This window comes from Streptomyces sp. NPDC087310, assembly GCF_044744405.1.
Taxonomy (GTDB): Bacteria; Actinomycetota; Actinomycetes; order Streptomycetales; family Streptomycetaceae; genus Streptomyces.
This window is the reverse complement of record NZ_JBIUYF010000001.1, coordinates 699,905-725,978: the sequence shown is the minus strand read 5'-3', so window position 1 is coordinate 725,978 and position 26,074 is coordinate 699,905. Positions and strand designations below refer to the sequence as shown.

At 70.1% G+C, this 26,074-nt stretch carries 24 protein-coding genes; 9 read left to right on the top strand and 15 right to left on the bottom strand.

Annotated elements, in window-relative coordinates; all coding sequences use genetic code 11:
- Positions 1–252: 252 nt before the first annotated feature.
- From ACIO3P_RS02785 to ACIO3P_RS02770, 4 genes are all read left to right on the top strand, one after another.
- The gene (locus ACIO3P_RS02785) at positions 253–1,260 is read left to right on the top strand and encodes a small ribosomal subunit Rsm22 family protein (RefSeq protein WP_401850496.1); all 1,008 of its coding nucleotides are present in this window, start codon (positions 253–255) and stop codon (positions 1,258–1,260) included.
- Positions 1,261–1,459: 199 nt separating this feature from the next.
- Complete coding sequence (locus ACIO3P_RS02780; protein WP_329821430.1) at positions 1,460–1,594, top strand: hypothetical protein; 135 nt, start codon at positions 1,460–1,462, stop codon at positions 1,592–1,594.
- 310 nt (positions 1,595–1,904) lie between these two features.
- Positions 1,905–2,552: a TetR/AcrR family transcriptional regulator gene (locus tag ACIO3P_RS02775; protein WP_401850494.1), complete on the top strand. Its 648-nt coding sequence runs from the start codon at positions 1,905–1,907 to the stop codon at positions 2,550–2,552.
- A gap of 138 nt (positions 2,553–2,690) precedes the next feature.
- Positions 2,691–3,437: an SDR family oxidoreductase gene (locus tag ACIO3P_RS02770; protein WP_401850493.1), complete on the top strand. Its 747-nt coding sequence runs from the start codon at positions 2,691–2,693 to the stop codon at positions 3,435–3,437.
- Between the two features lie 161 nt (positions 3,438–3,598).
- On the opposite strand, the gene ddaH is transcribed toward ACIO3P_RS02770, so the two are convergent.
- Positions 3,599–4,552 (bottom strand): dimethylargininase, encoded by a 954-nt coding sequence (gene ddaH / locus ACIO3P_RS02765; protein ID WP_401850491.1) that lies wholly within the window; start codon positions 4,550–4,552, stop codon positions 3,599–3,601.
- A 91-nt stretch (positions 4,553–4,643) separates the two neighbouring features.
- On the opposite strand from ddaH, the gene ACIO3P_RS02760 reads away from it, so the two are divergent.
- Entirely contained in the window at positions 4,644–5,267 is a 624-nt protein-coding gene (locus tag ACIO3P_RS02760) for a TetR/AcrR family transcriptional regulator (protein ID WP_329821426.1), read from the top strand.
- 274 nt (positions 5,268–5,541) lie between these two features.
- Positions 5,542–6,291, top strand: coding sequence for a bifunctional DNA primase/polymerase (locus ACIO3P_RS02755; RefSeq protein ID WP_329821425.1), 750 nt, complete (start codon positions 5,542–5,544; stop codon positions 6,289–6,291).
- A 171-nt stretch (positions 6,292–6,462) separates the two neighbouring features.
- Here the strand turns inward: ACIO3P_RS02755 and ACIO3P_RS02750 are convergent, their stop codons facing one another.
- From ACIO3P_RS02750 to ACIO3P_RS02720, 7 genes are all read right to left on the bottom strand, one after another.
- Complete coding sequence (locus ACIO3P_RS02750) at positions 6,463–7,416, bottom strand: hypothetical protein (protein WP_329821433.1); 954 nt, start codon at positions 7,414–7,416, stop codon at positions 6,463–6,465.
- On the bottom strand, positions 7,334–8,356 hold the full coding sequence (gene efeU / locus ACIO3P_RS02745; RefSeq protein WP_329821424.1) for an iron uptake transporter permease EfeU: 1,023 nt from the start codon (positions 8,354–8,356) through the stop codon (positions 7,334–7,336). Before efeU ends, ACIO3P_RS02750 begins: the two co-directional genes overlap by 83 nt.
- A gap of 29 nt (positions 8,357–8,385) precedes the next feature.
- Complete coding sequence (gene efeB / locus ACIO3P_RS02740) at positions 8,386–9,699, bottom strand: iron uptake transporter deferrochelatase/peroxidase subunit (RefSeq protein ID WP_401850869.1); 1,314 nt, start codon at positions 9,697–9,699, stop codon at positions 8,386–8,388.
- A gap of 31 nt (positions 9,700–9,730) precedes the next feature.
- Complete coding sequence (gene efeO, locus ACIO3P_RS02735) at positions 9,731–10,906, bottom strand: iron uptake system protein EfeO (protein WP_401850489.1); 1,176 nt, start codon at positions 10,904–10,906, stop codon at positions 9,731–9,733.
- Positions 10,907–11,238: 332 nt separating this feature from the next.
- The gene (locus ACIO3P_RS02730) at positions 11,239–12,087 is read right to left on the bottom strand and encodes a heme ABC transporter ATP-binding protein (RefSeq protein WP_401788287.1); all 849 of its coding nucleotides are present in this window, start codon (positions 12,085–12,087) and stop codon (positions 11,239–11,241) included.
- Positions 12,084–13,118 carry a FecCD family ABC transporter permease gene (locus tag ACIO3P_RS02725; protein ID WP_401850487.1) on the bottom strand — a complete coding sequence of 345 codons (1,035 nt, stop codon included), beginning with the start codon at positions 13,116–13,118 and terminating at the stop codon, positions 12,084–12,086. The genes ACIO3P_RS02730 and ACIO3P_RS02725 overlap by 4 nt, the downstream gene beginning before the upstream one ends.
- A 113-nt stretch (positions 13,119–13,231) precedes the next feature.
- Positions 13,232–14,266, bottom strand: coding sequence for a hemin ABC transporter substrate-binding protein (locus ACIO3P_RS02720; RefSeq protein WP_401850485.1), 1,035 nt, complete (start codon positions 14,264–14,266; stop codon positions 13,232–13,234).
- 145 nt (positions 14,267–14,411) lie between these two features.
- Between ACIO3P_RS02720 and ACIO3P_RS02715 the strand changes: the two genes are divergently transcribed.
- Positions 14,412–15,941, top strand: coding sequence for an HtaA domain-containing protein (locus ACIO3P_RS02715; RefSeq protein ID WP_401850484.1), 1,530 nt, complete (start codon positions 14,412–14,414; stop codon positions 15,939–15,941).
- Positions 15,942–16,002: 61 nt separating this feature from the next.
- Entirely contained in the window at positions 16,003–17,583 is a 1,581-nt protein-coding gene (locus tag ACIO3P_RS02710; protein WP_401850483.1) for an HtaA domain-containing protein, read from the top strand.
- A 93-nt stretch (positions 17,584–17,676) separates the two neighbouring features.
- Here ACIO3P_RS02710 and ACIO3P_RS02705 read toward each other — a convergent pair whose 3' ends face one another.
- The 6 genes from ACIO3P_RS02705 to ACIO3P_RS02680 all read right to left on the bottom strand — a co-directional run bounded on the left by ACIO3P_RS02705 (position 17,677) and on the right by ACIO3P_RS02680 (position 21,637).
- The gene (locus ACIO3P_RS02705; RefSeq protein ID WP_401850482.1) at positions 17,677–18,231 is read right to left on the bottom strand and encodes an NUDIX hydrolase; all 555 of its coding nucleotides are present in this window, start codon (positions 18,229–18,231) and stop codon (positions 17,677–17,679) included.
- 2 nt (positions 18,232–18,233) lie between these two features.
- A complete protein-coding gene (locus tag ACIO3P_RS02700; protein ID WP_401788276.1) occupies positions 18,234–19,355 on the bottom strand; it encodes an NAD(P)-binding domain-containing protein in 1,122 nt (373 codons plus the stop codon).
- Between the two features lie 82 nt (positions 19,356–19,437).
- The gene (locus ACIO3P_RS02695) at positions 19,438–20,286 is read right to left on the bottom strand and encodes a helix-turn-helix domain-containing protein (RefSeq protein WP_401850481.1); all 849 of its coding nucleotides are present in this window, start codon (positions 20,284–20,286) and stop codon (positions 19,438–19,440) included.
- A 34-nt stretch (positions 20,287–20,320) separates the two neighbouring features.
- The gene (locus ACIO3P_RS02690; RefSeq protein ID WP_401788271.1) at positions 20,321–20,833 is read right to left on the bottom strand and encodes a DUF6879 family protein; all 513 of its coding nucleotides are present in this window, start codon (positions 20,831–20,833) and stop codon (positions 20,321–20,323) included.
- Positions 20,811–21,038: a hypothetical protein gene (locus tag ACIO3P_RS02685; RefSeq protein WP_401788270.1), complete on the bottom strand. Its 228-nt coding sequence runs from the start codon at positions 21,036–21,038 to the stop codon at positions 20,811–20,813. Before ACIO3P_RS02685 ends, ACIO3P_RS02690 begins: the two co-directional genes overlap by 23 nt.
- A 290-nt stretch (positions 21,039–21,328) precedes the next feature.
- Positions 21,329–21,637: a hypothetical protein gene (locus ACIO3P_RS02680; protein WP_401850480.1), complete on the bottom strand. Its 309-nt coding sequence runs from the start codon at positions 21,635–21,637 to the stop codon at positions 21,329–21,331.
- A 424-nt stretch (positions 21,638–22,061) separates the two neighbouring features.
- On the opposite strand from ACIO3P_RS02680, the gene ACIO3P_RS02675 reads away from it, so the two are divergent.
- Positions 22,062–25,418, top strand: coding sequence for an RHS repeat-associated core domain-containing protein (locus ACIO3P_RS02675; RefSeq protein WP_401850479.1), 3,357 nt, complete (start codon positions 22,062–22,064; stop codon positions 25,416–25,418).
- Between the two features lie 190 nt (positions 25,419–25,608).
- On the opposite strand, the gene ACIO3P_RS02670 is transcribed toward ACIO3P_RS02675, so the two are convergent.
- Positions 25,609–25,806 carry a hypothetical protein gene (locus ACIO3P_RS02670; protein ID WP_329825875.1) on the bottom strand — a complete coding sequence of 66 codons (198 nt, stop codon included), beginning with the start codon at positions 25,804–25,806 and terminating at the stop codon, positions 25,609–25,611.
- Between the last annotated feature and the right edge of the window lie 268 nt (positions 25,807–26,074).

Sequence of the window (26,074 nt, the reverse complement as noted above, 5' to 3'; positions counted from 1 at the left end):
GTAGCAACAGGCCATCGGGCCTTCGGCGTTCGCACCGGGGTGACGGGTGACGGTGCTGTGGCTTGCCCCGGTTGCCTGGTGCCGCGACCGGCAATGTTTGCCCCGAAGGAGCGTCGTCCGGTGCGTGCGATCGCAAGGCGGCCGGAAGCCCTCGTAGCGGAGCTACCAGGGCTTTTGGCCAACGCCGCGAGCGTGCGTGCGGGGCGGCGCGACGGGGCAAAGCTTGCCGGGAGGGGCACTAAAATTCGGCCGGTGAACGCCACTCTTTCCACCGCGGAAACCTTGCGCGCCCAGCTCGGCCGCCTGCTCGACGGGCTGCCGCCCAAGCAGGCCACGCAGGCCGTCGACCGGCTGATCGCGAACTACCGCGGGACCACCCCGACGGACGCCCCCGTACTCCGGGACCGCTCGGACGTCGCCGCGTACGCCGCGTACCGGATGCCCGCCACCTTCGAGGCCGTACGGTCCGCACTGGAGGCCCTGGCGGACGCGGCGCCCGGCTGGACACCGGGCAGCCACCTCGACGTGGGCGGCGGTACGGGGGCGGCGGTATGGGCGGCGGACGCGGTCTGGGGCGACGCCCCGGACACCCCACGCGTCACCACCGTCCTGGACTGGGCCGAACCGGCGCTCGCCCTCGGCCGCGAACTGGCCCAGTCCTCGGGCCTCCCCGCACTGCGCGCCGCCGAGTGGCGCGGCGGCCGGATCGAGGAGGCACTGAAGCTGGCCGGAAGCGATCTCGTGACGGTCTCGTACGTCCTGAAGGAACTGGCCGCGCCGGACCGTACCGCCCTCGTCACCGAGGCCGCGCGGGCCGCCCAGGCCGTGGTGATCGTGGAACCGGGCACCCCCGACGGCTACCTGCGCGTCATCGAGGCCCGCGACCTCCTGATCGGCGCGGGCTTCCACGTCGCGGCCCCCTGCCCCCACGACCGCCCCTGCCCGATCACCCCGGGCACGGACTGGTGCCACTTCTCGGCCCGGGTCAGCAGATCGTCCCTGCACCGCCAGGTGAAGGGCGGCTCACTCCCGTACGAGGACGAGAAGTTCAGCTACGTGGCGGCGGTCCGCTTCACCCCGGACCCGGCCCCGGCGCGCGTGACCCGCAGGCCGCAGATCCGCAAGGGCCAGGTACTCCTGGAACTCTGCACGGCGGACGACGCCCTGCGCCGCGAAACCGTCACGAAGCGCCACGGCCCCCTCTACCGCGCGGCGAGGGACACGGACTGGGGCGACGCGTGGCCGCCGCGCGAAGGCTAGTTGTCGTTGATGACTGGTACGGAGAGCGAGTTCCTCGGAAGGGCCGCCGACGTTGTCTTCGAACTTGGACCGGACGGCTTGCGCCTGACCGCTCTGTCGCTGAAGGACCGTACCTGTTCCTTCCACGACTCGGGGCATGCGCCAGGGCCGGTGGCCTATGTGCAGGAGGCCCCGCCGGTTACGAGCAGGGAGGACCGGCGTGAGTACGACTGGCAGCCGGCGGCAGAGGCTCCCGCACTTCCCGGGAACGTACCTGCTGGAGCTGTTCACGGAAGGGCGCCACCGCCAGTATCTGGCAGGGCCGGGCACGGTCGACCTGCGAGAGGCCCTGTGACGGCATGGTGGCTGTCCAGGGCTGCGACGTGCCCCACCTGACTCCGGCCGGTGAGTCGGTTGTGCTGATGCCCGAGACCATCCCGAACAGGGTTTCAACGTGCCGTGGCACCGGACGGTCCGGGACCATGCGGCAGCCCGACGGCGATGACCCGTGCCAAGATCGTCTGCCGACCGCTCACGCCCTACAGCCGCATGGAGAGCGCAGTACCGTTCAGCGCCTATAGGGCCTGAGAAGCCTCCGCCGGGCCGACCGAACGGGAACGTCGCACATGTGCACCGCTCGGTACGGAAGAAGTAGGATGGGCGCCATGGAAACGGGACAGAAGGCGCCGATCGGCCGACCGCGGGGGTTCGACGCCGAGGAGGCTCTCGAACGGGCCATGCGGGTCTTCTGGGAGCAGGGTTACGAAGGCGCCAGCCTCACCGATCTGACCGGCGCCATGGGGATCACCCGTACCAGCATGTACGCGGCCTTCGGCAACAAGGAGGAGCTGTTCCGCAAGGCCCTGGAGCGCTACACCGAAGGTCCCGCCTCGTACGGGGTCCGGGCCATGCGGGAGCCGACCGCCCGGCAGGTGGCCGTCGCGTTCCTCGACGGTTCCGTCCGGGCCACCACCAGTCCCGGCTGCCCCACCGGGTGTCTCGGCGTGCAGGGGTCCCTCGCCGCCGGCGACCCGGGTCGCAGCGCCCGCGACACCCTCGCCGCCTGGCGCGACGAGCACACCACCCACCTCGGCGACCGGTTCCGGCGAGCCGTCGACGAAGGTGACCTGCCTGCGGACGCCGATCCCGACCTGCTCGCCCGTTATCTCATGACCGTGGGGAACGGCATCGCGGTCCAGGCATCCGGCGGCGCCACCCGCGAAGTCCTCCAGCGGGTGGCCGACATGGCTCTGCTGAACTGGCCGCCTGTCACGGCCCCGGATCGGACGGCCCCGCATCGGACGGGCGGCTGAGCCGGCGCCTTCGTAGTCCCTGCTTTCCCGTTTTCGGTCTCCATGCGATGGCGATCGCACCTCTTCTGTACCGGTCGGTGCGTAAGATGCTAGGGTCTTTCAGTATCGATCGGTACTTAATTCGTGGAGGTCATGATCATGGGACAGCTCGAAGGCAAGACCGCCGTCGTCACCGGCGGCGGCACCGGGATCGGCCTGGCCACCGCCGTCCGGCTGGCGGCCGAGGGCGCGCACGTGTTCATCACCGGCCGACGCAAGACCGTGCTGGACGCGGCCGTCGAGACCATCGGCCCGGAGAGGGCCACCGCGGTGGTGGGCGACATCTCCGACCTGGCCGACCTGGACGTGCTCTACGACACGGTCCGCGCCCGGGGGCGGGGCCTGGACGTGCTCTTCGCCAACGCCGCCACCGCATCGTTCGCGACACTGGAGCAGGTCACCGAGGACCACTTCGACGTGACCTTCGGCGTCAACGTCCGGGGCACGTTGTTCACGGTGCAGAAGTCGCTGCCGCTGCTCAACGACGGCGCGTCGGTGATTCTGAACTCCTCGGTGCGCGCCGACGACGGTGTCGCGGCGTTCGGCACGTACGCGGCCTCCAAGGCGGCGGTCCGGTCCTTCGCCCGCACCTGGGCCAACGAGCTCAAGGGCCGCGGCATCCGGGTCAACGCGATCTCTCCGGGCACCATCGACACCCCGGCGCTCGACGCCGTGACCGCGGGAGACGCGCCCCTCACCAAGGCGAAGTTCGCCGAGGGTGTCCCCCTGGGCCGGATCGGGCGCGCGGAGGAGGTCGCCGACGTGGTGGCCTTCCTCGCCTCCGAGCAGAGCAGCTTCATCCTCGGAGCCAACCTGTATGTCGACGGCGGCGAGAACCAGATCTGACCCGCGGACGGCATCTGTCGGCGTCCGTCGGCATCCGGCGGCATCCGGCCGTATCCGTCGACAAGCCGCGTCGCACGTCATCCCCATCGCGTGGCCGCCCGTCTGTTCGACAAGGGCACGGCCCGCGAAGGAGTGGTTCGGCCCGGCCCCGTGGCGCGGCCTCAGCCCCGTGGCACGGCCTCCACGGCTCTCGGGGGTCTCCGCAGCTCCTGCGTACAGCACTTGACGCTGCCGCCGCCCTTGAGCAGTTCCCCGAGGTCCATCCCGATCGGTTCGAACCCCCGCTCCCGCAGCGGCTCGAACAGGCCGGTGGCGGCCTGCGGCAGCAGGACGTGGAGGCCGTCGCTCACCGCGTTCAGGCCGAGCCGGGCCGCGTCGGCGCCGGCGGCGATCAGGGCGTCGGGGAAGAGCCGGGCGAGGACGGAGCGGCTGCCGGGGGAGAACGCGTCCGGGTAGTACATGATCTCGTCGGCCACGTCGTCCAGTACGCAGAGCGCCGTGTCCAGGTGGTAGAAGCGCGGGTCGACCAGGTCCAGGCCGATCACCGGGCGGCCGAAGAACTCCTGCGCCTCCCCGTGGGAGAGCGGGCTCGACCGGAAGCCACGTCCGGCCAGCAGGTAGGAGGCGGTGACGGCGAAGTCGCCCTCGCCCTCGTTGATGTGCACGGGCTCGCTGATGTCCGGGTAGCCGTGGCCCCGGAACCAGTCCAGATGCGCCTCCGCCTCCCCGTACCGCTCCTCGTGCGCGAACCGCGCCCCCAGGACCCGGCCGTCGACCACCGTCGCACCGTTCGCCGCGTACACCATGTCGGGCAGGTCGGGCTCCGGGTCGAGTACGGAGACGGTGTGGCCGAGCGCCCGGTAGCGGTCGCGCAGGTCCTCCCACTGGACGAGCGCCAGGGCCTGGTCCACGGGCTTGGTCGGATCCATCCAGGGGTTGATCGAGTACGTCACGCGGAAGTGCTCCGGCGGACACATCAGATAGCTGCGGGGCGAGGCGTCACGAGGCAACGGAGGCTCCTCACGAGCGGCGGTGCGCACGATGTGTGCGTGAGTGTCATGGTCCGCCGCGTGCGGTCCTCGCGCTGTGCACCGTTCGGGTGGTTCTTTGCGCATGTCAGACGGCTGGGCGAGACGGTGCGTTCCGGCTCGCCCAGCCGTCTCCGTGCGGCTCCCGCCACCCGGGAGAAGTACTAGATTGGCCGTCATGGCTGAGAGCAAGGCACCCGACTCCTCCCGCCGCAGCGAGCGGTCCCGCCGCGCCATCTACGACGCCGCTCTCGCTCTGGTCACCGAGGCCGGCTACGCGCGCACGACCATCGAGGGCATCGCGGCCCGCGCCGGGGTCGGCAAGCAGACGATCTACCGCTGGTGGCCCTCCAAGGCCGCCGTACTGCTGGAAGCCTTCGTCGACCTCGGCGACCAGGCGGCGCGCGAGGCGGGCGGCGGGGCGACGGCGTACGAGATCCCCGACACCGGAGACCTGGAGACCGACCTCAAACTGGTGCTGCGCGCCACGGTCGACGAGATGAACAACCCCGCCTACGACCTGCCGTCCCGGGCCCTCGCCGCCGAGGGGATCATCGACGCGGAGCTGGGCGCCGAGTTCGCGCGCAAGCTGCTCGAACCGCAGCTCAGGCTGTATGTACGGCGCCTCGCCGCCGGGCAGGACGCCGGTGCCGTACGGCGCGACCTCGACCTGCGGATCGCGCTGGAGCTGCTGGTCGGACCGGTCGCCCACCGCTGGCTGCTGCGGACGCTCCCGCTGACGCACGAGTACGCGGACGCGGTCGTCGAGTACGCGCTCCACGGGCTGGCCCCGCGCACCTGAACCGGGCCGAACCCGAATCGGCCGGGCAGGCCGGAGGTCCCGGGGGCGCGCGGGGGCGCGTCGAGGCATGTGGGGCGGGTGTGGTGAAGACCACCGGCCCCTGAGCGGCCCCGGGACGCTCGATCGACCCCGCATATCGCCACATAGGCCGCAATGTTCGGCGCTGCGAGGGATGAGTCCTCCTCCCCCGGTGCGGGAGCGCGGCGACCCGAGGCGCAGGATGGTGCGACCATGGGAAGAGTCCGCAGGGACGAGCATGAGGGCGAGGGGATAGATGGGCGACGATTTCGGCCGCTACCGCGGCACGGAGAGCAGGATTCCCCAGTGGCTGCGCAGGCGACCCAAGAAGAGCGCCGCTTCCGCGCTTGAGGGAGACGCGGCGGGCCGTGAGGCGCTGCTGCTCGCCGTGGCCGAAGCGGGAATGCCCGTCTCGCCCGCCGCCCACCCCGTCGGATACCGATGTTCGTGCGAACGCATCGGCTGTCCCACTCCGGCCAGACACCCCATCTCCTTCGCCTGGCAGACCCAGTCCACGACCGACCGGGCGCAGATCGAGCGCTGGGCGCGCAACCAGCCCGAGGCCAACTTCATCACCGCGACGGGCATGATCCACGATGTCCTCGACGTCCCCCTCGAAGCGGGCAGCCGCGCCCTGGAACGCCTGCTGGAACAGGGCATCGACGTCGGCCCCGTCGCCGACTCCGGCGGCGACCGGATGCTCTTCTTCACCGCGACCCGCGGCACCCCGGAGGACGAGGACGAGTGGTGGCCCTGTGAGCTGGACTGCCACCCCGAGACGATGGACGAGCACCCCGGGCTGCGCTGGCACTGCCGGGGCAGCTATGTCCTCGTACCCCCGGCGCGGCTCCCCGGCGAACTGTCCGTCGGCTGGCTGCGCGGCCCCGAGCACCCGCTTCCCGATCCGCTGACCCTCCTGGAGACGCTGACCGACGCGTGCGCGCGGTACGCGGGCGAGAACGGCGAACTGGATCCGCACGCGGTGGCCTGGCCCCTGGGCCGCTAGAAGACTGCGACGGCGTCGCCGGACGGACGGGCCACCGCCCTTCCGTCCGGCGCGCTCCGTTACGAACCTTTCGTTGACGAGTCCGGGCGGGCTTGTACGTGCGTCCCGCGCCTACGAGCCCCCGCGCCTACGAGCCCCCGCGCCTACGAGCGCGTGCCTACGAGCCCCCGCCTACGAGCCCTTCGCCGCGATGACGCCCTGGAGCCGTCCCGCCACCGTCACCTTCGGGTCGCCCGCGTCGGCCGGCGGGACCAGGACGACCTGGCTGGAGATCCACTCCTTGGTGAGCGTGTTCGTCACCTCGCCCGTCGTCAGCGCCTTCACGTCCGGGCCCAGCTCCGGCTTGACGCCCTTCGCGCCCGTCAGCCGCTCGAAGTAGCGCGTGGCGAAGAAGACCAGCGCGCCGCCGTCCTGGGTCGCGAGCCCCAGCGGCTCGAAGTCGCCGCTGCTGGCCGCCTGGTCGACGTACTGCGTCGTCAGACCCCGCAGCCGCTCCTTCTGCCTGCGGGTCTCCCGCCACTCGCTGGTGTGCGGTCCGTCCGCGAAGTGGTCCGGCTCGCCGTCCTCCAGGTACGAGGCGTACTCCGCGCTCAGATCCTTCGGCGCCACCGACAGGCCCTTGCTGCCCGGTTCCACCGCCTCGCCCCAGCCCTCGCCGTCCGTCCTGAACTCGGGGACCGCGTCCGCCGCGAGGATCGTCAGATACGGGACCTCCCACTTCTGGCCGGGCCCGTTGCGCAGGAAGACCAGCACCCAGCGGGTGTCCTGCTCGCCGCCGCTGTCCTGGTCCCGGTTGCTGTCGGTGTCCGCCACGAACCAGCGCGGCCAGCCGGCCTTCTTCGGGATCGTGAACTTCGCGTCGCCCAGCTCCAGCGGCTGATGCGCGGGGTTCCCGTTCGGGGAGGTGATCGAACGTGCCTTCAGACCGGCCTGGTTGATCGCGCCGAGCGCGCCGGTCACCCGGTCCGCGTCGAGCGCCGGATCGTACGCCTTGTCCGCCGCGTTGTACGCGTCGGTGAAATCCTTCAGGGCCCGCTCGGCCTCACTCCGGTCCGCCGACGGCAGGACCGCCAGCTCCCCGTGCACCGTCACGCACCCGCTCGCCGTCAGCGACAGCACCGTCACCGCCGCGAGGGCCGCCACCGCCCGGCCTGCTGCCCGGCCCGTCCCCCGCATCGGCCTTCCCCGCCTGCTCATCGGCCGCCTCTGCTCCTTGACGCCTACCAGGTCCCGTACGCATACCTGGACCCGTACGAACGGTTCGCCACCCTACCGGGGCCAGGAACACCGCGAGCGTCGGGACCAGATACAGGAACCAGACGGTGACCTGAAGCACCGTCGGGTCCGGCTGGAAGTTGAGGACGCCCTTCAGGAGCGTGCCGTACCAACTGTCCGGCGGGATCGTCGTACTGATGTCGAAGGCCCTGTCCGACAGCCCGCCCAGGAAGCGCGCCTCCTGGAGGTCGTGGACCCCGTACGCGAGCACCCCCGCCGCCACGACCACCAGCATCCCGCCGGTCCAGGTGAAGAACCTGGCCAGATTGATCCGCAGCGCGCCCCGGTAGAAGAGCCACCCCAGGAGGACCGCGGTGGCGATCCCGAGCAGCACCCCGATCAGCGGCGCGTGCGTACCGTCCGACGAGGCGCGCACCGACGCCCACACGAACAGCGCCGTCTCCAGCCCCTCCCGGCCCACCGCCAGGAACGCCGTCGCGACCAGCGCGCCCGTCCCCATCCGCAGCGCGGCGTCCAGCTTCCCGTGCAGTTCGGCCCTGAGGTGCCGCGCCGTACGCCGCATCCAGAAGACCATCCAGGTCACCAGCCCCACGGCCAGGATCGACAGCGAGCCGCCCAGCGCCTCCTGCGCCTCGAACGTCAGCTCCTGCGAGCCGAATTCGAGCCCGAAGCCGAAGCCCAGCGCGATCACGACGGCGACGCCGATACCGGTCCAGATGGGCCGCAGCGCGTCGCGCCGCTCCGTCTTCACCAGATACGCGATCAGGATGCAGACGACGAGGCTCGCCTCCAGCCCCTCGCGCAGGCCGATCAGATAGTTTCCGAACACGTCGGAACTCCTTTGCGAATATGCGCAGGTCAGGTGAGCAGTGCCCGGCCCCACCAGTCGTCCTTGTCCCGGACGCCCGGCGGGATCGCGAAGACCGCTGAACCCACGTGCTGGATGTACTCGTTGAGCGCGTCGGAGCGCGCCAGTGACCGCTGTACGGGGATGAACGCGTCCCGCACGTCCCGCTGGTACGCCAGGAAGAACAGCCCCGCGTCGAGCCGGCCGAGCCCGTCCGTACCGTCCGTGAAGGAGTAGCCGCGGCGCAGCATCCGTACCCCGTGGTGGGACTCCGGATGGGCCAGCCGTACATGCGAGGTCGGCAGCATCGCCGCCAGGTTCGGCTTGTCGTGCTCGCGCGCCCTGCCGACCGCCGCGCCCTCGCCCTTGTCCCGGCCGAAGACGTCCTCCTGCTCCTGGAGCGAGGTACGGTCCCAGCTCTCGATCCGCATCGAGATCCGCCGGGCGACGAGGTACGAGCCGCCCGTCAGCCAGCCTGCCCCCTCCGGCCCGCCTGCCCGCCCGCCCACCCAGACGTACCGGTCCAGCGCTGCGGTCTCGGTGACGGCGATGTTGCTGGTGCCGTCCTTGAACCCGAAGAGGTTGCGCGGGGTCTGTGCGCCGGGCGTCGTCGACGACGTCTTGCCGAAGCCGAGCTGCGACCAGCGCACCGCGACCTTCCCGAAGCCGATCCTGGCCAGATTGCGGATCGCGTGCACGGCGACCTGCGGATCGTCCGCGCACGCCTGCACACAGAGATCGCCGCCGCCGCGCGCCGGGTCGAGGTGGTCGCCGGGGAACTTCGGCAGGTCGACCAGCGCGTCCGGCCGGCGCGCCGCCAGACCGAACCGGTCCGTGCGCTCCGTGCCGTGGGCGAAGAGCCCGGGGCCGAAGCCCACGGTCAGGGTGAGCCGGGAGGGCTTGAGCCCCAGCGCCTCGCCCGTGTCGTCCGGCGGCGCCTCGGCGAGACCGCCGTACGCGCCCTCGCCGACCGAGTGCCCCGCCGTCATCCGCTCGGCGGCCCGCGTCCAGTCCTTCAGCAACTGGACCAGTTCCGTACGGTCGTCCGTCGTCACGTCGAACGCCGCGAAGTGCAGCCGGTCCTGGACGGGCGTGGCGATCCCCGCCTGGTGCGCGCCGTGGAAGGGCACCGCGGCGCCGCTGTCGGCGGCGGGCTCGGCGGCGTCCCCGCCCCGGACCACCGCCACGGCGCCGCCGGCCGCGGCGGCCCCGAGCGCGAGCCCGGCACCGCCCCAGCCGAGCAGGGCGCGCCGCGACGGGACGGCCGGGGACGGGGCGGGCGGGGACGGGACGGCCGGGGCCTGGCCCTTCGCTTCGTCGTTCATCTCATCGGTGCCGGACATCGCGCGCGGTCGCCTACTTCACCACGGCGGCGGCGAGCTTCGAGAGCGGCTCGGCCAGCGCGTTGACGCCGTCCGACAGCTCCTTGCGCTCGGCCTTGCCGACCTTCTCGTACGACGTGAACGCGTACGAGTCCGCCGAACCGGCCGTGTCCGCCGAGCCGTTGGCGTCCGCGCCCTCCCGGTAGGTGTCGAGCAGCGTGTCGAGCGCGGCGAACTGCTTGTCCAGCTCGGTCACCAGCGCCGGGTCGTTCTTCGCGGCCACCGGCTTCAGCAGCTCGTACGAGTGCTCCGCGCCCTCGACGTTGGCCTTGAAGTCGACGAGGTCGGTGTGGCTGTACCGCTCCTCCTCGCCGGTGACCTTGCCGGAGGCGACCTCGTCGAGGAGTTCCTTCGCGCCGTTGGCCATGGACGTCGGCGTGATCTCGGCGCGGCCCACGCGCTTCTGCCAGTCGAGCAGGTCCTTGTCGAGGGCGTCGGCGAGGGGCTTCGCGTCCGGGCCGAGCTTCTTGTCCTGCCAGAGCTCCTTCTCCAGCCGGTGCCAGCCCGTCCACTTCTGCCCCGGCTCCAGGCCGTCGGCGCGCACGTCCACCTTCGGGTCGATGTCACCGAAGGACTCGGCGACCGGCTCCGTACGCTCCCAGCCGATCCGCGACGGCGCGTACGCCTTCTTCGCGACCTCCAGGTCACCGGCGCGCACCGCGTCGGTGAAGACCTTCACCTTCGGCAGCGTCGCATCGGCCTGCTCCTGGACGTAACGGCGGTACGCGGCGACCGCCGCGTCCATCTCCGGGCTGCGCTTGGCGGCGGTACCGCCGGTCACGGTGACCTTCTGCCGGATGCCGTCGCCCTTCATACCGGGCTTGCAGGCGATCTCGTACGTACCGGACTTCACCTCGGCGGTGATCTTCGCCTTCGTACCGGGGCCGATGTTCTCGCGCTCGGTGACGATCCGGTCGTCGGGGAAGAGGAGATAGACCTCGGTGACCTTGGACCCCTTGTTCTCGACGGCCAGTTCGAGATGGCCGGCGGGGAACTCGTTCGAGGAGACCTCGCAGGCGTCGTCCTTCGCGGTGACCTGGACGGCGCCCGCGCCGCCCTTGGATTCGCTCTTCTCGGCGCACCCCGTGACGGCGGTCAGGGCCAGCACCGCGGCGGTGGCGGTGACGACGGAGAGACGGGCAGGTCGCATACGGGGCTCCACGAGGGGCGGGAAACGGATGGGATCCGAACAGGGGCAACGGGGCAGGGCAACGGGACGGGGCAAGCAAGGCGCAACGGAACAAAGGGAATGCGAGGTGGTAATGCCGATATGGATGGAGAAGGCGGCGCGCTCAACTTAACTTAGGCTTACCTGAGTGGTACCCCTTCGTCCAGTGATTCAGCTCTCACTCCCGCCCCGGAGTGACACCCGGACACGGGCAGGTCACAGCAGCCCCTCGGCCGCCCCACGGCAGGGCAAAGCCAGGGTCAAGAAGGGTGTGCGGCGGTCAAGAAGGGCGCGCGGTGGTCAAGGGGGCAGCGTCAGCCGGGACGTTTGGGCACGATCAGCGGAACGCCCGTACGGGGGTGCGGCAGGACCTCCACGGGCTGGCGGTAGACCCGGCTCAGCAGCTCGTCGCGGAAGACCTCGGCGGGCGGCCCCTCGGCCGCGATCCGCCCGTCGTGCAGTACGGCCGTACGGTCCGCGTGCGCCGCCGCCAGCCCCAGATCGTGCAGGACCACCACGACGGCGTCGCCCGCCGCCGCACGCTCCCGGCAGAGCCGCAGCACGAGTTCCTGATGGCGCAGGTCGAGCGCGGCGGTCGGCTCGTCGAGCAGGAGCAGCGGGGCCCGCTGGGCGAGGACCCGCGCCAGCGCGACTCGGGCGCGTTCGCCGCCGGAGAGCGCGGAGAAGGGGCGGGCGGCGAAACCGGCGACCTCGGTGGCCGCCATCGCCGCTGCGACCGCCTCGTCGTCCTCGTCCTCCCGTACGGTCCCGGCCCACGGCGCCCGGCCCATCCGTACGACATCGGCGACCGGGAAGGGGAACGAGAGCGTGGCGGCCTGCGGCAGCACGGAGCGGCGCAGGGCCAGTTCGGCCGGGGACCACTCCCGTACGGAGCGCCCGTCGATCCGTACGGTGCCCCGGTCGGCCGGCAGATCGGCGGCGAGCGCGGCGAGCAGGGTCGACTTCCCGGCCCCGTTGGGCCCGACGAGGGCGACGACCTCCCCGGCGCGCGCGGTCAGCTCGATCCCGGACAGCACCTCGCGCCGCCCGAGCCGCAGATGGAGCCCGGTGACCTCGGCGACGGGGGAGCCGGGCGCGACGGGGGAGGGCAGGGCGCGCCCCCGCGCGGCGAACAGACTCCCGACGGATGCCCGCAGGCTCATGCCCAACCACCTTGCCTACGACGGGTCCTGCGCAGCAGCCAGAAGAAGAACGGGCTGCCGAAGAGCGCGGTCAGCACCCCCAGCGGAAGCTCGGCGGGCGCCGCCACCGTACGGGCCGCCAGATCGCCCGCCACCAGGATCAGCGCACCGCCGAGCGCGCTGCCCGGGACGAGGAAGCGGTGACCCGGGCCGTTCGCCATCCGCAGCAGATGGGGGACGAGCAGCCCCACGAACGTGATGATCCCGGCCACCGCGACCGCCGCCGCGGTCAGCAGCGCGACGACCAGCACCAGCAGGACCCGCAGCCTCTCGACGTCCACGCCCAGGTGACGCGCGGGCCGTTCGCCGAGCGCGAGCAGGTCCAGCTTCCGGGACGCCAGCGGCGCGATCACCAGCCCGGCCAGCGCGCACGGCAGCACCGCGAGCACCTTCGGCCAGGTCGCCTGGGCCAGCGAACCGAGCTGCCAGAAGGTGATCTGGGTGATCTGCGCGCTGTCCGCGAAGAAGACGAACAGCCCGATCAGCGCGCCCGCGAACGCGTTGACCGCGATGCCGGTGAGGATGAGCGTGACCACTTCCGTACGGCCGCCCGAGCGGGACAGCGCGTACACCAGCAGGACCGTCGCCAGCCCCGCGACGAACGCGCAGACCGTCACCGTCCAGTTGCCGAAGAAGCTCAGCCCCAGCGCGATCGAGGCGACCGCGCCGACCGCCGCGCCCGACGAGATCCCGATGACGCCCGGCTCGGCGAGCGGATTGCCGAACACGCCCTGCATCAGCGCGCCCGCGCAGCCGAGCGAGGCGCCGACGAGCAGCGCGAGGACGACGCGGGGGAGCCGTACGTTCCACAGCACGCTCTCCCCGACCCGGTCGAGCGCCGCGCCGCCGAGCCCCAACCGGTGCTGGAGGGAGGCGAGGACGTCCCCGAGGGGGATGTCGTACGCGCCGATCCCGGCGGAGAACAGGCAGAGGACGACGAGCCCGCCGAGGAGCCCTGCGGTGAGGACGGCGGTGGCACGGGGCCGCCGCACGCCGCGGTCGGGATCGGTGCCGGGACCGTCCGCGGCGTGCGGCGGCGCCTTCGGGGCTCTTGACCCCTCCGGGACCCTTGCCCCTTCCGGGGGCCGCGCGGCGGAACTGGTGGTCACTTCTCGTCCGCGTAGAGCTGCTCGACGATCGACGCCAGCACCTCGTCCGTACGCGGGCCGTAGTTCAGCAGCACCCCGTCCTCGACGGAGACGACCCGGCGGTCCATCCCCGCCGGTGTCTCCGCGACCCCCGGGATCTTCACCAGGCCGTCGAGCCCGTCCACCGACGCGAGCCCCTTCGTCATCACCAGGATCGCGTCGGGCGCGGCCTTCACCAGGGCCTCGCTGGTGATCGGGGTGAAGTCCTTCGCGAGCCCCGACTCCTTGCCCGCGTCGACCGCGCCGGCCGCCTCCAGCAGCGAACTCGCCCCGGAGTCCGCGCCGCCGAGCAGATAGACGGAGGCCGAGCCGCGCAGGTAGAGGAAGGCGACACGCGGCTTCCGCTCGCCCTCGCGGGCCGGAATGTCCTTCTGTACGGCGGCGATCCGCTGCTCCGTACGCTCCTTCAGCTCCGTCCCGGCCGCCGCGACGCCAAGTGCCCCGGCCACCGCGTCGATCCGCCTGCCGACATCCGCGAGGCTCTTGGCCGGTTCGACGACGAGGAGCGGGATGCCCGCCGCCCGGATCTGCCCGACGGCCTCGGCGGGGCCCGTGGTGGTGTCGGCGAGGACGAGGGTCGGCCTGAGGGAGAGCACGCCTTCCGCGGAGACGTCATGGGCGCGTGTGACCACGGGCAGTTTCGCGGCCTGTTCGAACGTGGCGGTGATGTCGCGGGCCACGACCCGCTGGCCGAGGCCGAGCGTGAAGACGATCTCGCTCAGCGATCCGGTCAGCGGCACGATCCGGTCGGTGGAGGTGACGGTGACCTTCCTGCCGTCCGCCGAGCCGACGGTGACGGGCAGTCGCGGCTCCGGGACCGCCGCCAGCGGCTCCACCCGGTCGACGGCCCGGGCGCGCTGCTCCGTACCGCCCGAACCACCTGCACCACCTGTTCCGCCCGAGCTGTTTCCGCCACAACCGGTGGCGGCCAGGGCGAGGGTGAGCACGGCGACGAGCGCACCCGCCAGGCGTGATCTGCGCACGGAGTGCACCGTCCTTCGTCGAGTTCGAGTTCGAGTCGAGTTCGAGGCTTCTGTGGCGGAAGGGTTCCGGCACAGGCTGGGAGTAGCTTAGGTTAGCCTTACCTCGGTTGCCAGGCCCTGAGGCTGTTTCACGTCCAGATGCGGGAGTGACCCCATGCTGTCCTTCAGACCCGTGCGTCCGTACCGCGTCGGGTTCTCCGCCCGGTACCCCGGCGGGATCCCCGGCATGTTGCTCGTGGCGCTCCTCATGGTGTTGTCGCCGGCCCTGCTCCCGGCCGCCGGCGCGCACGCGGCGGACCGGACGGTGCAGGGCGGCAGGCTGGACTGGGGCATCAAATCCTCCTTCCTGAGCTATGTCACCGGGCCCATCGCGCAAGGCAGTTGGGGCCTCACCGGGGGAGCGGCCACGGTGGGCAGCCAGTTCCGGTTCCACTCGGCGACCGGTTCGTACGACCCGGACAGCGGCGCCTTCCGCTCCGCGTTCTCCGGCGGCGTACGGTTCGTCGGCCACCAGAAGTCCGACGGCTCGTACGAACTCGACCTCAGCATCTCCCGCCCCACCGTGCGGATCTCCGGCGGCAAGGGCACCCTCCACGCCGACCTGGTCAGCAAGGCGAAGGGTTCGGGCAAGGTCACCACGTCCTCCCAGGTCCCGTTCGCCTCGCTGAACCTCTCCGGGATCGACATGCGCGGCGGCTCCTCGCCGATCGCCCTCAGCAACGTCCCGGCGACCCTCACCCCACAGGGCGCGACGGCCTTCGCCGGGTACTACACGGCCGGTACGGCGCTCGACCCCGTCAGCCTCTCCGTGGACGTCGCCGCGGCGAAGAGGACGGCGGCGCCGACGGCGACCACGTCACCGGACGCCGAGGAGAAGAAGAAGGGCGCCGGGACACCGGAGAAGCCCGCGGCGGCCGCACTCCAGGACGCGGCCGTCGACTGGGGCGTCCGCCGTACGTACCGCGAGTACGTCACCGGCTCCATCGCCCAGGGCACGTGGACGCTCGGCGACGGCGCCCAGGACGGCGGCGCGCTCTTCCGCTTCCCCCGGGGCAAGGGCTCGTACGACGCGAAGATGGGCACTCTGGACGCCGACTTCGCGGGCAGCGTCCGCTTCACCGGCACCCGGCTCGACCTGACGCTGAGCAAGGTCGCCGTGGCGGTGAAGGACGGCAAGGGCACGCTCTCCGCCGATGTCACCGACGCGGCCGAGGGCAGCCCGCCGCGCAAGGCCGTCCCCCTCGTCACCTTCGAGGCCAAGGACTTCACACCGAAGGACGGCCTCGCCGCCCTCACCGAGACCCCGGCGAAACTGACGGAACAGGGCGCCAAGAGCTTCGGCTCCCTCTACCCGGCCGGTACGGAGATGGACCCCGTCTCGCTCGCCGTCACCGTCGACCCGAAGGCGAAGCTCCCCGCGCTGCCGGACCTGGGCAGCGACGCGGCGACGGCCACCCCGGCGCCCACGCCGTCCGGTACGGATACCGCCGCGACCGGTGCCGAGACCACGTCGTCCTCGTCGTCGTCCTCCTCCGTGGGCGCGGGAACGTACGCGGCGATCGGCGCCGGGGTGGTCCTGGCCGCCGGAGTCACGGTCTTCGTGGCGCGCAGGCGCCGTGCGGCCACGGCGTCGGACGATGCGTCCCACTCCTCCGCTCCCACCGGCCCGCCCGACGCGAGCTGACGATCCCGCTTTGCCCCTCCCTGACACGTCATGCCTCACACCATCGAGGAGTACCCCGCCCATGGCAGCCACTCGCCGACCCGTAGCTCTCGCCGCCGCCATCGCGACGGCGGTCACCCTCGGCGCGACCGTGCTCACCCTCCCGGCGCTCGCGTCGGGCGGCCTCGGCGCCGCGCCGGCCGCCGCACCCGCCGCCGCCCCGGACTTCGTCCTGAAGGACGGCACCCTGGAGTGGGGCCTGAAGGAGTCCTTCCGTAAGTACGTGACGGGCATCGCCGCGGGCACCATCACCCCCTCGGACGGCGCCACCCAGGCCACCGGCAACGGACCGTTCACCTTTGTCAACGGCACCGGCACGTACGACTCCACGACGAACGACGTGGCGACGGAGTTCGACGGCGGCGTCCGCTTCTCCTCCACCGCCCACGGCTTCGACATCAAGATCGCCGACGTCGGACTGGTCACCTCGGGGACGAGCGGCGCCATCGAGGCCGACGTCACCCTCAACGGCGCCACCCAGGAGGACATCGAGCTGGCCTCGATCGACCTGACGGGCATCCGCCCGGAGAACGCCAACGGCACGATGGTCTTCAAGGACATCCCCGCCGAACTGACCGCCGACGGCGCCAAGGCGTTCAACGGCATGTACGCCGAGGGCACCGAACTCGACAAGGCCACTCTCTCCGTCGGATACGAGGCGGCCTCCTCCCCGACCCCCACTCCCACCCCCACACCGACCCCCACCCCGACCCCGACCCCGACCCTGACGCCGCCCCCCACCTCCACGGCGCCGACCACCCGGCCCACCCAGCCCGCCGGGCCCATCCCCAGCCCGAGCGTCACGGCCCCGGGCCGGGCCCCGTCCGCCGAGGACGGCGCGATCGTCGACGGCCACCTCGACTGGGGCGTGAAGGAATCGTTCCGGTCGTACGTCACCGGCCCGATCGCCTCCGGCAAGGTCGAACTCGGCGACGGCGCCACCCAGCCCGGCGGCGCCGCCTACCGCTTCCCGAAGGCCACCGGCGCCTTCGACGCGGCCATGGGGACCCTCGACGCCTCCCTCGGCGGTACGGTCCGCTTCCTGGGCCACCAGGAGTCCGACGGTACGTACGTGCTCGACCTGCGGCTCAGCGGCCTCCAGGTCACCGTGAAGGACGGCAAGGGCACGCTGGTCGCGGACGTCTCCACCAAGGACCGCGAGACGCACAAGGTCTCCTCGTACAAGGACCTCACCTTCGCCACCCTCGACGTCCCGGCCACCCTGCCGGCCGCCCAGGACGGCGTCGTCACCCTGAACGCCGTCCCGGCGACGCTCACCGCCGACGGCACCAAGGCGTTCGGCGGCATGTACCCGGAGGCCACACCCCTCGACCCGCTGACCCTCGCGATCTCCCTGGACGCCGACGCGAACCTCCCCGGCACGACAGGCGGCACCTCGGGCGGCACGACAGGCGGCTCGGGCACCACGGGCGGCACGGTGGGCGGCGGCACGGTCGGCGGCACGGGCGGCGCCCTGGCCTCCACGGGCTCCGACATCCCCACCGGCGCCCTCCTGGGCGCGGCGGGCGCGATCGCGGCAGCGGGAGCGGCAGCGGTCTACGCGGCACGCCGCCGCCGACCGACGGAAGAGGGCACGGCGTAACAGAGGCACCACGGCGGCGGGTGCGGGCCGCGAGACACCCCTGGCCCCTCCTCGGCCCGAACCCGCCCCACGCTCTCCCTCGTTCCGCTCCCGTCAGCCCAGCATCGCGGAGACCCGGCCACGCAACCGTTCGTCGGAGAGGGCGTCGACGCTCCGCCACGCGCAGCCACTGACCTCTTCGGCCTGAAGTTCCAGATCGCCGACCGGGACCGCGCTGTCCTCCGTACGGAACAGGTACCGGAAGTCGAAGTGCTGATGGCCGGGTTCGGCCTTGGCCTCATTGGCGTCGATCGGATGTACGTCGATGTGGATCGGCGTCGTCCCGACGGGGGCGATGCCCGCACGGATACCCGTCTCCTCCACCAGCTCGCGCAGGGCGGCGCCCATCAGGTTCTCGTCCTCGGCTTCCAGATGGCCGCCGGGGGTGAGCCATCTGCCGGTGGCGTTGTGGTGGATGAACAGCACATTCCCGGTCCGATCGACCAGGACGGCCCCGGCTGTGACATGACCGCGGAATTCCTTGCGGCTGGTGACCGGGGCGTCCTGGTCGAGGAGTTCGAGGAGCCGGGCGAGTGCGGGCCTCTCCTCGGGGTGGGCCTGCGCGTACTGCACAGTGGTGTCGCGGATGTGTTCCTGCGTGATGTTCATGATCACCTGTTGTAGTGGTCGAGCCAGATTCCGGCGATGACGGCGCGATGACCGGCCGAGACCTCGTGCATCGAGCACCCCAGCTCCCGCCTGGCGAGGAGTTGTAACCCGGCGAGGATCTCGGCCTGAACGAGGAAGATGAACGGTCCCACGCTGGCGCCGTGGATGAAGTTGACCGCATTTCCTCCGTTCAGCAAGTAGAAGTAGTGGCCCGTCGCGCTGTAGCGGGTCACGTACTTGCCGGCGCTGTGACGGAGGTAGCCGCTCGGCAGGCCGTCGAGTTCGAGCTCGTCCTCCGAACTCGTCACCGTGGCGACGTAGGCCCCGTTCCGGAGTGTCGGAAAGTCCTCGCCGCGTAGCGCGAGGGCTCCGGTGGCGCACAGAACGAGTCCCGCGGAGTGCAGCGCCGCCTCCCTGTCCCTGGCGACACCGAAGCCTTGTGCCAGGGCCTGGGCCCGTCGTACGGCGTCGATGTCGTACACCGTGACGTGCACCCCCTTGGCGTGGAGCAGGCGGGCGATGCTCGATCCCAACTTGCCGAAGCCGAGGACCAGAGCGGGGCGGCCGTGCAGGATGTCGCCTCGCTGCCGAAGGAGAGCTTCTGTCGAGAAGACGACGCTCTGACCGACGAGGAAGTCCTCGGGGTCCTTGAGCGGGCTTCTCGCGACGGACACGACCGGGCAGGGAAGCTTGTCACGTTCGCTGTACCTCTTGTGCCCGTTCTCGGTGTCCTCGACCACGCCGAGGATGTTCCCGGAGAAGCGTTCGGACACCTCGTCGAGCGTCGGCGCGAAATAGCCGCCCACGTCCAGGAGGACGACGTTCTCACCGGCGGTCCTGGATTCCAGGTAAGCGAGCGCGGTGTCGGGGTCCGCGAACATCTCACGCGACAGCGCGTCGACCGCGAACGCCGCCTCAACGGTGCGGCGCGCGGCGAGGTTGATGGACTTCGGCTTCGGCAGGACTGCCCGCAGATCTGAAACGACACTGACCGCGTGCACGAAGGACGGGCGCTCGGGCAGCAGATGAGTGACGAGGATCGAGGAAAGGCGCTCGTCGGGGGCGAACCGACGGGCAATCCTGCCGAAGTAGGTGTCGAGCCTTACACGCTCCGAGGTTTCCAACGGATACTCCTCCTTCTGATCGTGCCGACAACGCTAGGAAGGGAGGGAGGTGAGGCTCCACCTGTGTGCCGGGACTTGCCGGTCAGGCGAGGGAATCGCCAGCCGCCGTGATCAACTCGCGGGCGGCGGACCCGTGCACAGCGAGGCCGGAGAGGTCCGTGAATGTCTTCGCGTACAGGATCAGTTCGTGCTTCTGGGTAATTGTCAGGTGGGCGGATACCAATTCTACATTGGCTGTGTGGTCGTCGAAGAGGAAGAATCCCTCAACCGGCCAGATGCCTGATCGGTCGGCGTCGAGCGGAATGATTCCGAGACTCACCGAAGGGAGCGAAGCCATGCTCAGCAGATGCCCGAGCTGTCCGGCCATGACCGCGGCTCCGCCGATGCGGTGACGGAGGGCGCTTTCCTCCAGGAGGATCGCGAAGCGGCGATTTCCCTTATAGGCGATGTGCTGCTTTTCCACCCGTACCTCGACCGCTTCCCGCACGTCGTCATGGAGGCCCCTGCGGTCGCGGATCGACGTGAGGAGGGCTTCGATGTACGGGGCGGTCTGCAGGGGGCCGGGGATGAGCCACGACGAGTAGATACGGAACCGCCGTGTTCGTTCCCACAGGGGAAGCACGGATTCCTGGGCGCGCCTCAGGCCGGAGCGCTCCATGCGACGCCACTCGACGTACATGCCGTCGATTCCGCGCGCCGTGGAGACGAGGTCCTCGGCAAGGTGCGCCGCACCACACGCTGCCACCCAAGCGCGTATGTCCGCTTCCGAGGGGCCACGAGCGCCGCTTTCGAGGCGGGAGCATTTTGATTCGTGCCAGCCCAGGAGAGCGGCCAGCGCCCTTTTGGTCAGTCCTGTGTCAAGCCGGATCTCGCACAGGCGTCGACCGAGGTTCTTCCTCGCCTCCTGGATGCTCGAAGAGGGTGACGTCATGTCGGATGGGGGTGAATCGGATGACTCCCCGTGGTCAGAGCGGGCGGAACTCGATGTGTGGAACGGCTCGTTCCCACACGGAGTCGAAGGCCGACGCGCACAGCTTCACCACGTTCGCGTCCGCCGTGAGTTCGAGTTCCAGATTCTCGCCGTCGCCGTCGAAGTGGTTCACCAGGACGCGATCTGAGTCGAAGAGCCAGAAGTCGTTGCCGGGCAGAGCGATTCCGGTGGCTTTCCGGCGGGACAGCCACCGGACGTTCTCGCCGGCCGAGATGTTCAGCCCGTCCGTCACCTCGTATTCGAAGCGGACGTAGGTGCTGATCGGCTCGGAGACGATTCGTGCTCGCCGTACGGTGACCCCGCGTGAGGTTGCCTCGGAAACGAGGGAGTGCCAGTCGGCCCACTGTTCTGCGGGGTCGAGGAGTTCCCCGGCGCTCCAGGAGATGAAGGCCGGGTCCGACTTCATGTAGGCGTCGCGCATCTCCAGATGGACGGCACTTTCCTGGCAGTCGCGGAACAGATCCTCAAACGTCGGAATCTCCGTCACCCTTCACCTCCAGAAAGAACCGCACCATGCGTCGGGGGATCTCCACCACCGACTCGTGGCTGGGGATGTCCATCTGATCGAGCCGTTCGCTGTCGAGAACCTTGAGCCCTTGGACGAGGTAGTTGTCCGTCTCCTCGTCCAAGTAGACCGTGGGCGATCCTCCACTCGGGCTCTCCGGGTCCTTGCCGAGCTTACGCAGGGCCATGATGCTTACCTCCGGTTGAAGGCGCGGATCGATGGATCACAGCCTGCCCTCAACCGTCCCGTCGAACGAGGGACTTGCCGGAACTTGCCCGGGATTCAGCGTCCCCGTCACCCTGTTCGCTGCCGACCAGGAGGAAGAGGACACGGTGAGCCAGTAGTACGACATGGGTGACCGGACGTTGTGGAACCCGTCGATGCATTCCTCGGCGGAGGTGTGGGAGGCCGCACTTCGGCAGAAGGCGCGTGAGCTGGGCCGGTTCATGGCGGCCTGAGTCCGGTTCCTCCCGGGGTTCAGGCCGCCCGGTCGAAGGCGGTGCCGGGTTCCGTGGTGTCCGTTTCTCCGGTCTCCTGGGTCGTTCGGCTGCTCGCGCGTTTCTGAGCCACGCGCAGGCCGGTCCAGAGGAGGAGCCACAGGCCGGTGAGGGCCCAGGCGGTCGGCCACAGGGAGGGCCACCAGGCGGGTGAGGGGTGAGCCAGTGCTTCGGTGGCGGTGAGGATCATGGCCAGGCCGTGGGTCCAGCACAGGAGTTGGCCGGCCCGTCGGGTCGCCGTGTCGTACCGGCGGTGGCCGGATCTTTCGGGTGGGGCGTGGCCGTTCATGGATTCCCCCTGGAGACAGTTCGCGCTGGTCGGACGGGTGCGTCCGGGAGTGCGGGCGTGATCTGCCCCTTCCCCGGTGCGGACCGGGCATGACTGATCTTGACCGTGATGTTCCGATCACCCGGTGAGTCGGCGTGCCAGGTACTCACTTTTCAGCCAACTTCATGATCAAGCTACAGACAGTTCCCGCATGGCAAATATTGCTGCGCGGCGACTATATGGGTGGAACCCGGGCGGCTGGTTCGGCTTGTTCTGGTTGGCGTGAACCATCCGCTTTCGGACCTTGTCGTTTCTGTGAAGGGTCTGTGACAGCGTGTGGCTCTCCGTGGCCAATGAGGCTGCGGGTGCTGACGTTTCATCGGGGGAAACAGTGCGCATACGCGCTTTCGGCGCGCCCAATCGGCGTGCCCATTACAGACATTCCATGACGCATTCGCTGACGGCCGCGATGGTGGTCGCCGCGCTCGGTGCCTCGGCGCTTCCGGCGCTGGCCGCGCCGGTCGTGCCCGTCGCGCCGGCCGCGGATCCGTCCGGGCCGGGGTCGGTGTGGGGCGGGAGTGCCCCGGCGCTGCAGGTACCGCCGGTGCGGACGGGGGCGACCAGGCCGGTCGCCCCCGTGGCGGAGGCGGAGCCGTCGGCGGAGGTCGCCGCCTGGCGCGCGGCGCAGCAGGAACGTTCCTCCTCCGCCTCCGCTTCTGCCTCTACGGGGGAGGCGGCGGCGCGCGGCGGTGCCCGTGCGGCGGCGCCGTCGGTGTATGTGCCGGAGGGCCAGGGCGCGGTGCCGTGGCATCAGGTCTCCGACTTCCGGGTCACCGATGCGCTGGTCGCGCGGGTCAATTACTCCAACGGCAATCTGATGCTGGCCGGCACCGACTTCGATGTCGCGGGGGTCGGCCAGAACCTCCAACTGTCCCGTACGTACAACTCGTCGGACGCGCCGTGGGGCAAGGTCTCGCAGCGCTGGTGGCAGGGGTACGAGCGGTACGCGCAGATCTTCGACGCGGAGGTCGTCCTCTACGGCGCGACCGGCGACGCGGCCCGTTTCACGCGGAACGCCGACGGCACGTACAAGACCCCGACGGGGTACGCGAAGGACCTGAAGAAGAACGCGGACGGCACCTACACCCTGACCGACCGCAAGTCGGGGTCGAAGGACACCTACGACGCGAACGGGACGCTGACGAAGGTCACCGACCGCAACAACGGCACCATCACCGTCACCCAGCACGACGACGGCGGCGGCGAGCACAAGGGCTTCAAGGTCACCGAGACCCGCTCGGGCCGCTGGGTCGACCTGCTCAAGACCGACGCCTCGCAGTGGCAGGCCAAGGACCACACCGGCCGTACCGCCGTCTTCGACCTCAACTCGACCGGTGACCTGGTGAGGACCACCGACACCGAGGGCAAGGCGACGCAGTTCGGATACGACTCCTCCCGGCGCCTGACGAAGATCACCACCCCCGAGGGCCGGGTCACCGTCTTCACCTACGACGCCGCCAACCGCGTCACCTCGATGCTCCGCGCCACCGACTTCAACGGCTCCGGACACACCGGCCCCACCTGGACCTACGCCTACAGCGCCACCTCACCCTCGGCGGCCGGTACGACCACGGTCACCGACCCCGAGCAGCACGCCACGAAGTACGAGCACCGCGCGGACGGCGCCGTGACGAAGGTGACCGACGCGCTCGGCCACTCCCGGTCGAAGACCTTCGACACGAACCTGAACGTCGACACGGCGGCCGACGCGATGGGCACGGGCGGGTTGGGCGGCAACGTCACGGCGTACGGCTGGGACGCACGCAACAACCCCACCTCGGCCAAGCTGCCGACCGGCGCCACCTCGTCGCTGACCGGCTACCAGACCATCGCCGGCGCCGACCTGCCCGGCACGCTCACCACCGCGGACGACGAGAAGACCAGCTACACGTACGACACGGCGGGCAACACCACATCCGTCGCGGTCACCGGCACGGGCGGCGGCACCCGCACCTTCGACCACAACCCGGCCACCGCCACCTGCGGCGGTTTCCAGGGCCAGCGCTGCAAAGCCACCGACGCCCGCTCCAAGAGCACTTCCTTCACCTACGACGCCAAGGGTAACCTGACCAAGGCTACCCCGCCCGCCCCGCAGGGCGCCACCACGTACACGTACGACAGCGCGGGCCGCCCCGAAACCGTCACCGACGGGCGCGGCATCAAAACCGTCTACGTCTACGACCACCGCGACCGGGTCGTGAAGGTGTCCTCGCCGAACGCGACGGTCAGCTACGCCTACGACGGCGACGGCAACCTCAAGCAGCGCTCGGACGGCACGGGGGTGGTGAAGTACGACTTCGACCCGCTCTCCCGCGAGACCGTGCGCACCCTCCAGAACGGTTCGCAGACCCGCCTGACCTACACCCCGGCCGGGAACGTCGACACGTACGAGGACCCCGCCGGTGTCATCGACTACACCTGGAACGAGGTCAACAAGCTCAAGGAGCTCAAAGACCCGACAGGCAAGGTGAGTTCCTACGGGTACAACAACAACGACGTCCGCACGAAAACCACCTATCCCGGTGGCACGGTGCAGACGGTCACCGTCGACAACTCCGGCCGCCCCAAGACCATCAAGGCCACCTCGGCCAAGGGCACGCTGACGGACTTCACGTACTCCTACGCCAACGGCGCCAAGGACACCGCGAAGATCCGCACCCGCGCCGACGGAACCCTGGGCCGTACCCAGACCTACACCTACGACTCGGCCGGACGCATGACCCTGGCCAAGGAGACCGAAGGCACCGCGCTCAAGGTCACCTGGGTGTACTGCTACGACGCGGCCGGCAACCTGACCTCCCAGTCCGACACGGGCACCTGCCCCGGCTCCGGCTCGCAGTTCAGCTACGACGACGCCTCGCAGCTCACCGCCAAGAACGGCAACAGCACCGGCTGGTCCTACGACGCCGCAGGCAACGAAACCGCGGGCGCCTCCACCACCACCCTGGCCCGCACGGCCGAGAAGTGGTCGGACCACTCCCAGCTCACCTCCCTCACCGCGGGCGGCACGACCTACACGGGCCAGTACGGCTCCACCGACCAGAGCGAACGCATCAAACTCGGCAACACCTTCTTCCACAACGGCCCGCTCGGCCTCTCCGCCACATCAACCGGCGGTACGGACACGGGATTCAACCGGGAACCCGGGGGCACCCTGAATTCCATGACCACCGGGGGCAAGAGCTACTACTACCTCACCGACGCGCTCGGCTCGGTCGCGGCCGTCGCCGACGAATCCGGCACCAAGGTCAACGCGTACTACTACAGCCCCCGAGGTGTAGCCCGCGCCGCCACCACCGAATCCGTCCCGCAGCCCTACCAGTTCGCCGGCGGCTACCACGACCCCACCGGCCTCTACCACTACGCCGCCCGCTACTACGACCCCAACATCGCCCGCTTCACCCAGCCCGACCCCTCCGGCCAGGAAAAGAACCCCTACCTCTACGCCGAAGGCGACCCCGTCAACCGCATCGACCCAGACGGACTCATCAGCTTCGGAACAGTCACGGGTATGGGGGACTGGGCAAGTCTCGTCAGTGACACTCTGACGGGAAATACGGAGAGCGCCAACGCAACCAAGATGGGCATGCTCACCGGAATAGGCGTGGAGGGCCTCTGCATGACTGGGGCTGCGGCAGGTTCCTTCGCCACATTGGGTGTCTCTGTGGGTGCCGGGTTGACCGGTTGTTCCGTACTAGCGGCGGGCGCTGCCGGGGCTACCACAGCGGTCAGTCAGAACTAGTCACGGGTGGCCCCGGAGGCTGGCGGACCTCCGGGGCCACTTCCAGTCAAGAAGGGAACGGATATGCGACGAGCGATCTTTCTTGCAGGTGCAGCGATTGCCGCATTGTGCGGATTGCTGTTGGTCGTCACTGGCGTGAGCAATGCTCAAGGCGGGAGGAGTTTCCTCCCCGTCGTTATCGGAGCAATTCTCATCGCTGTTGCGGGATGGTTTGTCTTTGTGAGAGGTGATGGGCGATGATCATGCCTTCTTCTGCCGCAAGTTTGCCCATCTGGGGAATCGGACTGGTCTTGCTTGCCTTTTTGGTCGCATTGATAGTGGTGTTGACGCGGCGATGATTTTTCGTTCCGGAGCCAGCGATTTCAATTTCGGTGACACCTTCTTCCACAACGGCCCGCTCGGTCCGTCCGCGACATCAACGGGCGGTAGGGACAGGGGATTCAACCGTGAGCCCGGGGGCGCCCTGAACTCCATGACCACCAGGGCAAGAGCTACTACTACCTCACCGACGCGCTTGGCTCGGTGCGCCCCTTGAGGGGCCGGAGACGGATAACGGTGGGAGCTCTGGCGCTCGTGGGATGTGCTGTCGCAGCACCACTCTTCGTCTTCTGGCGCGAGTCGGAGACTACTTTGTGGATCTTGGTGGCTGTCGCCTG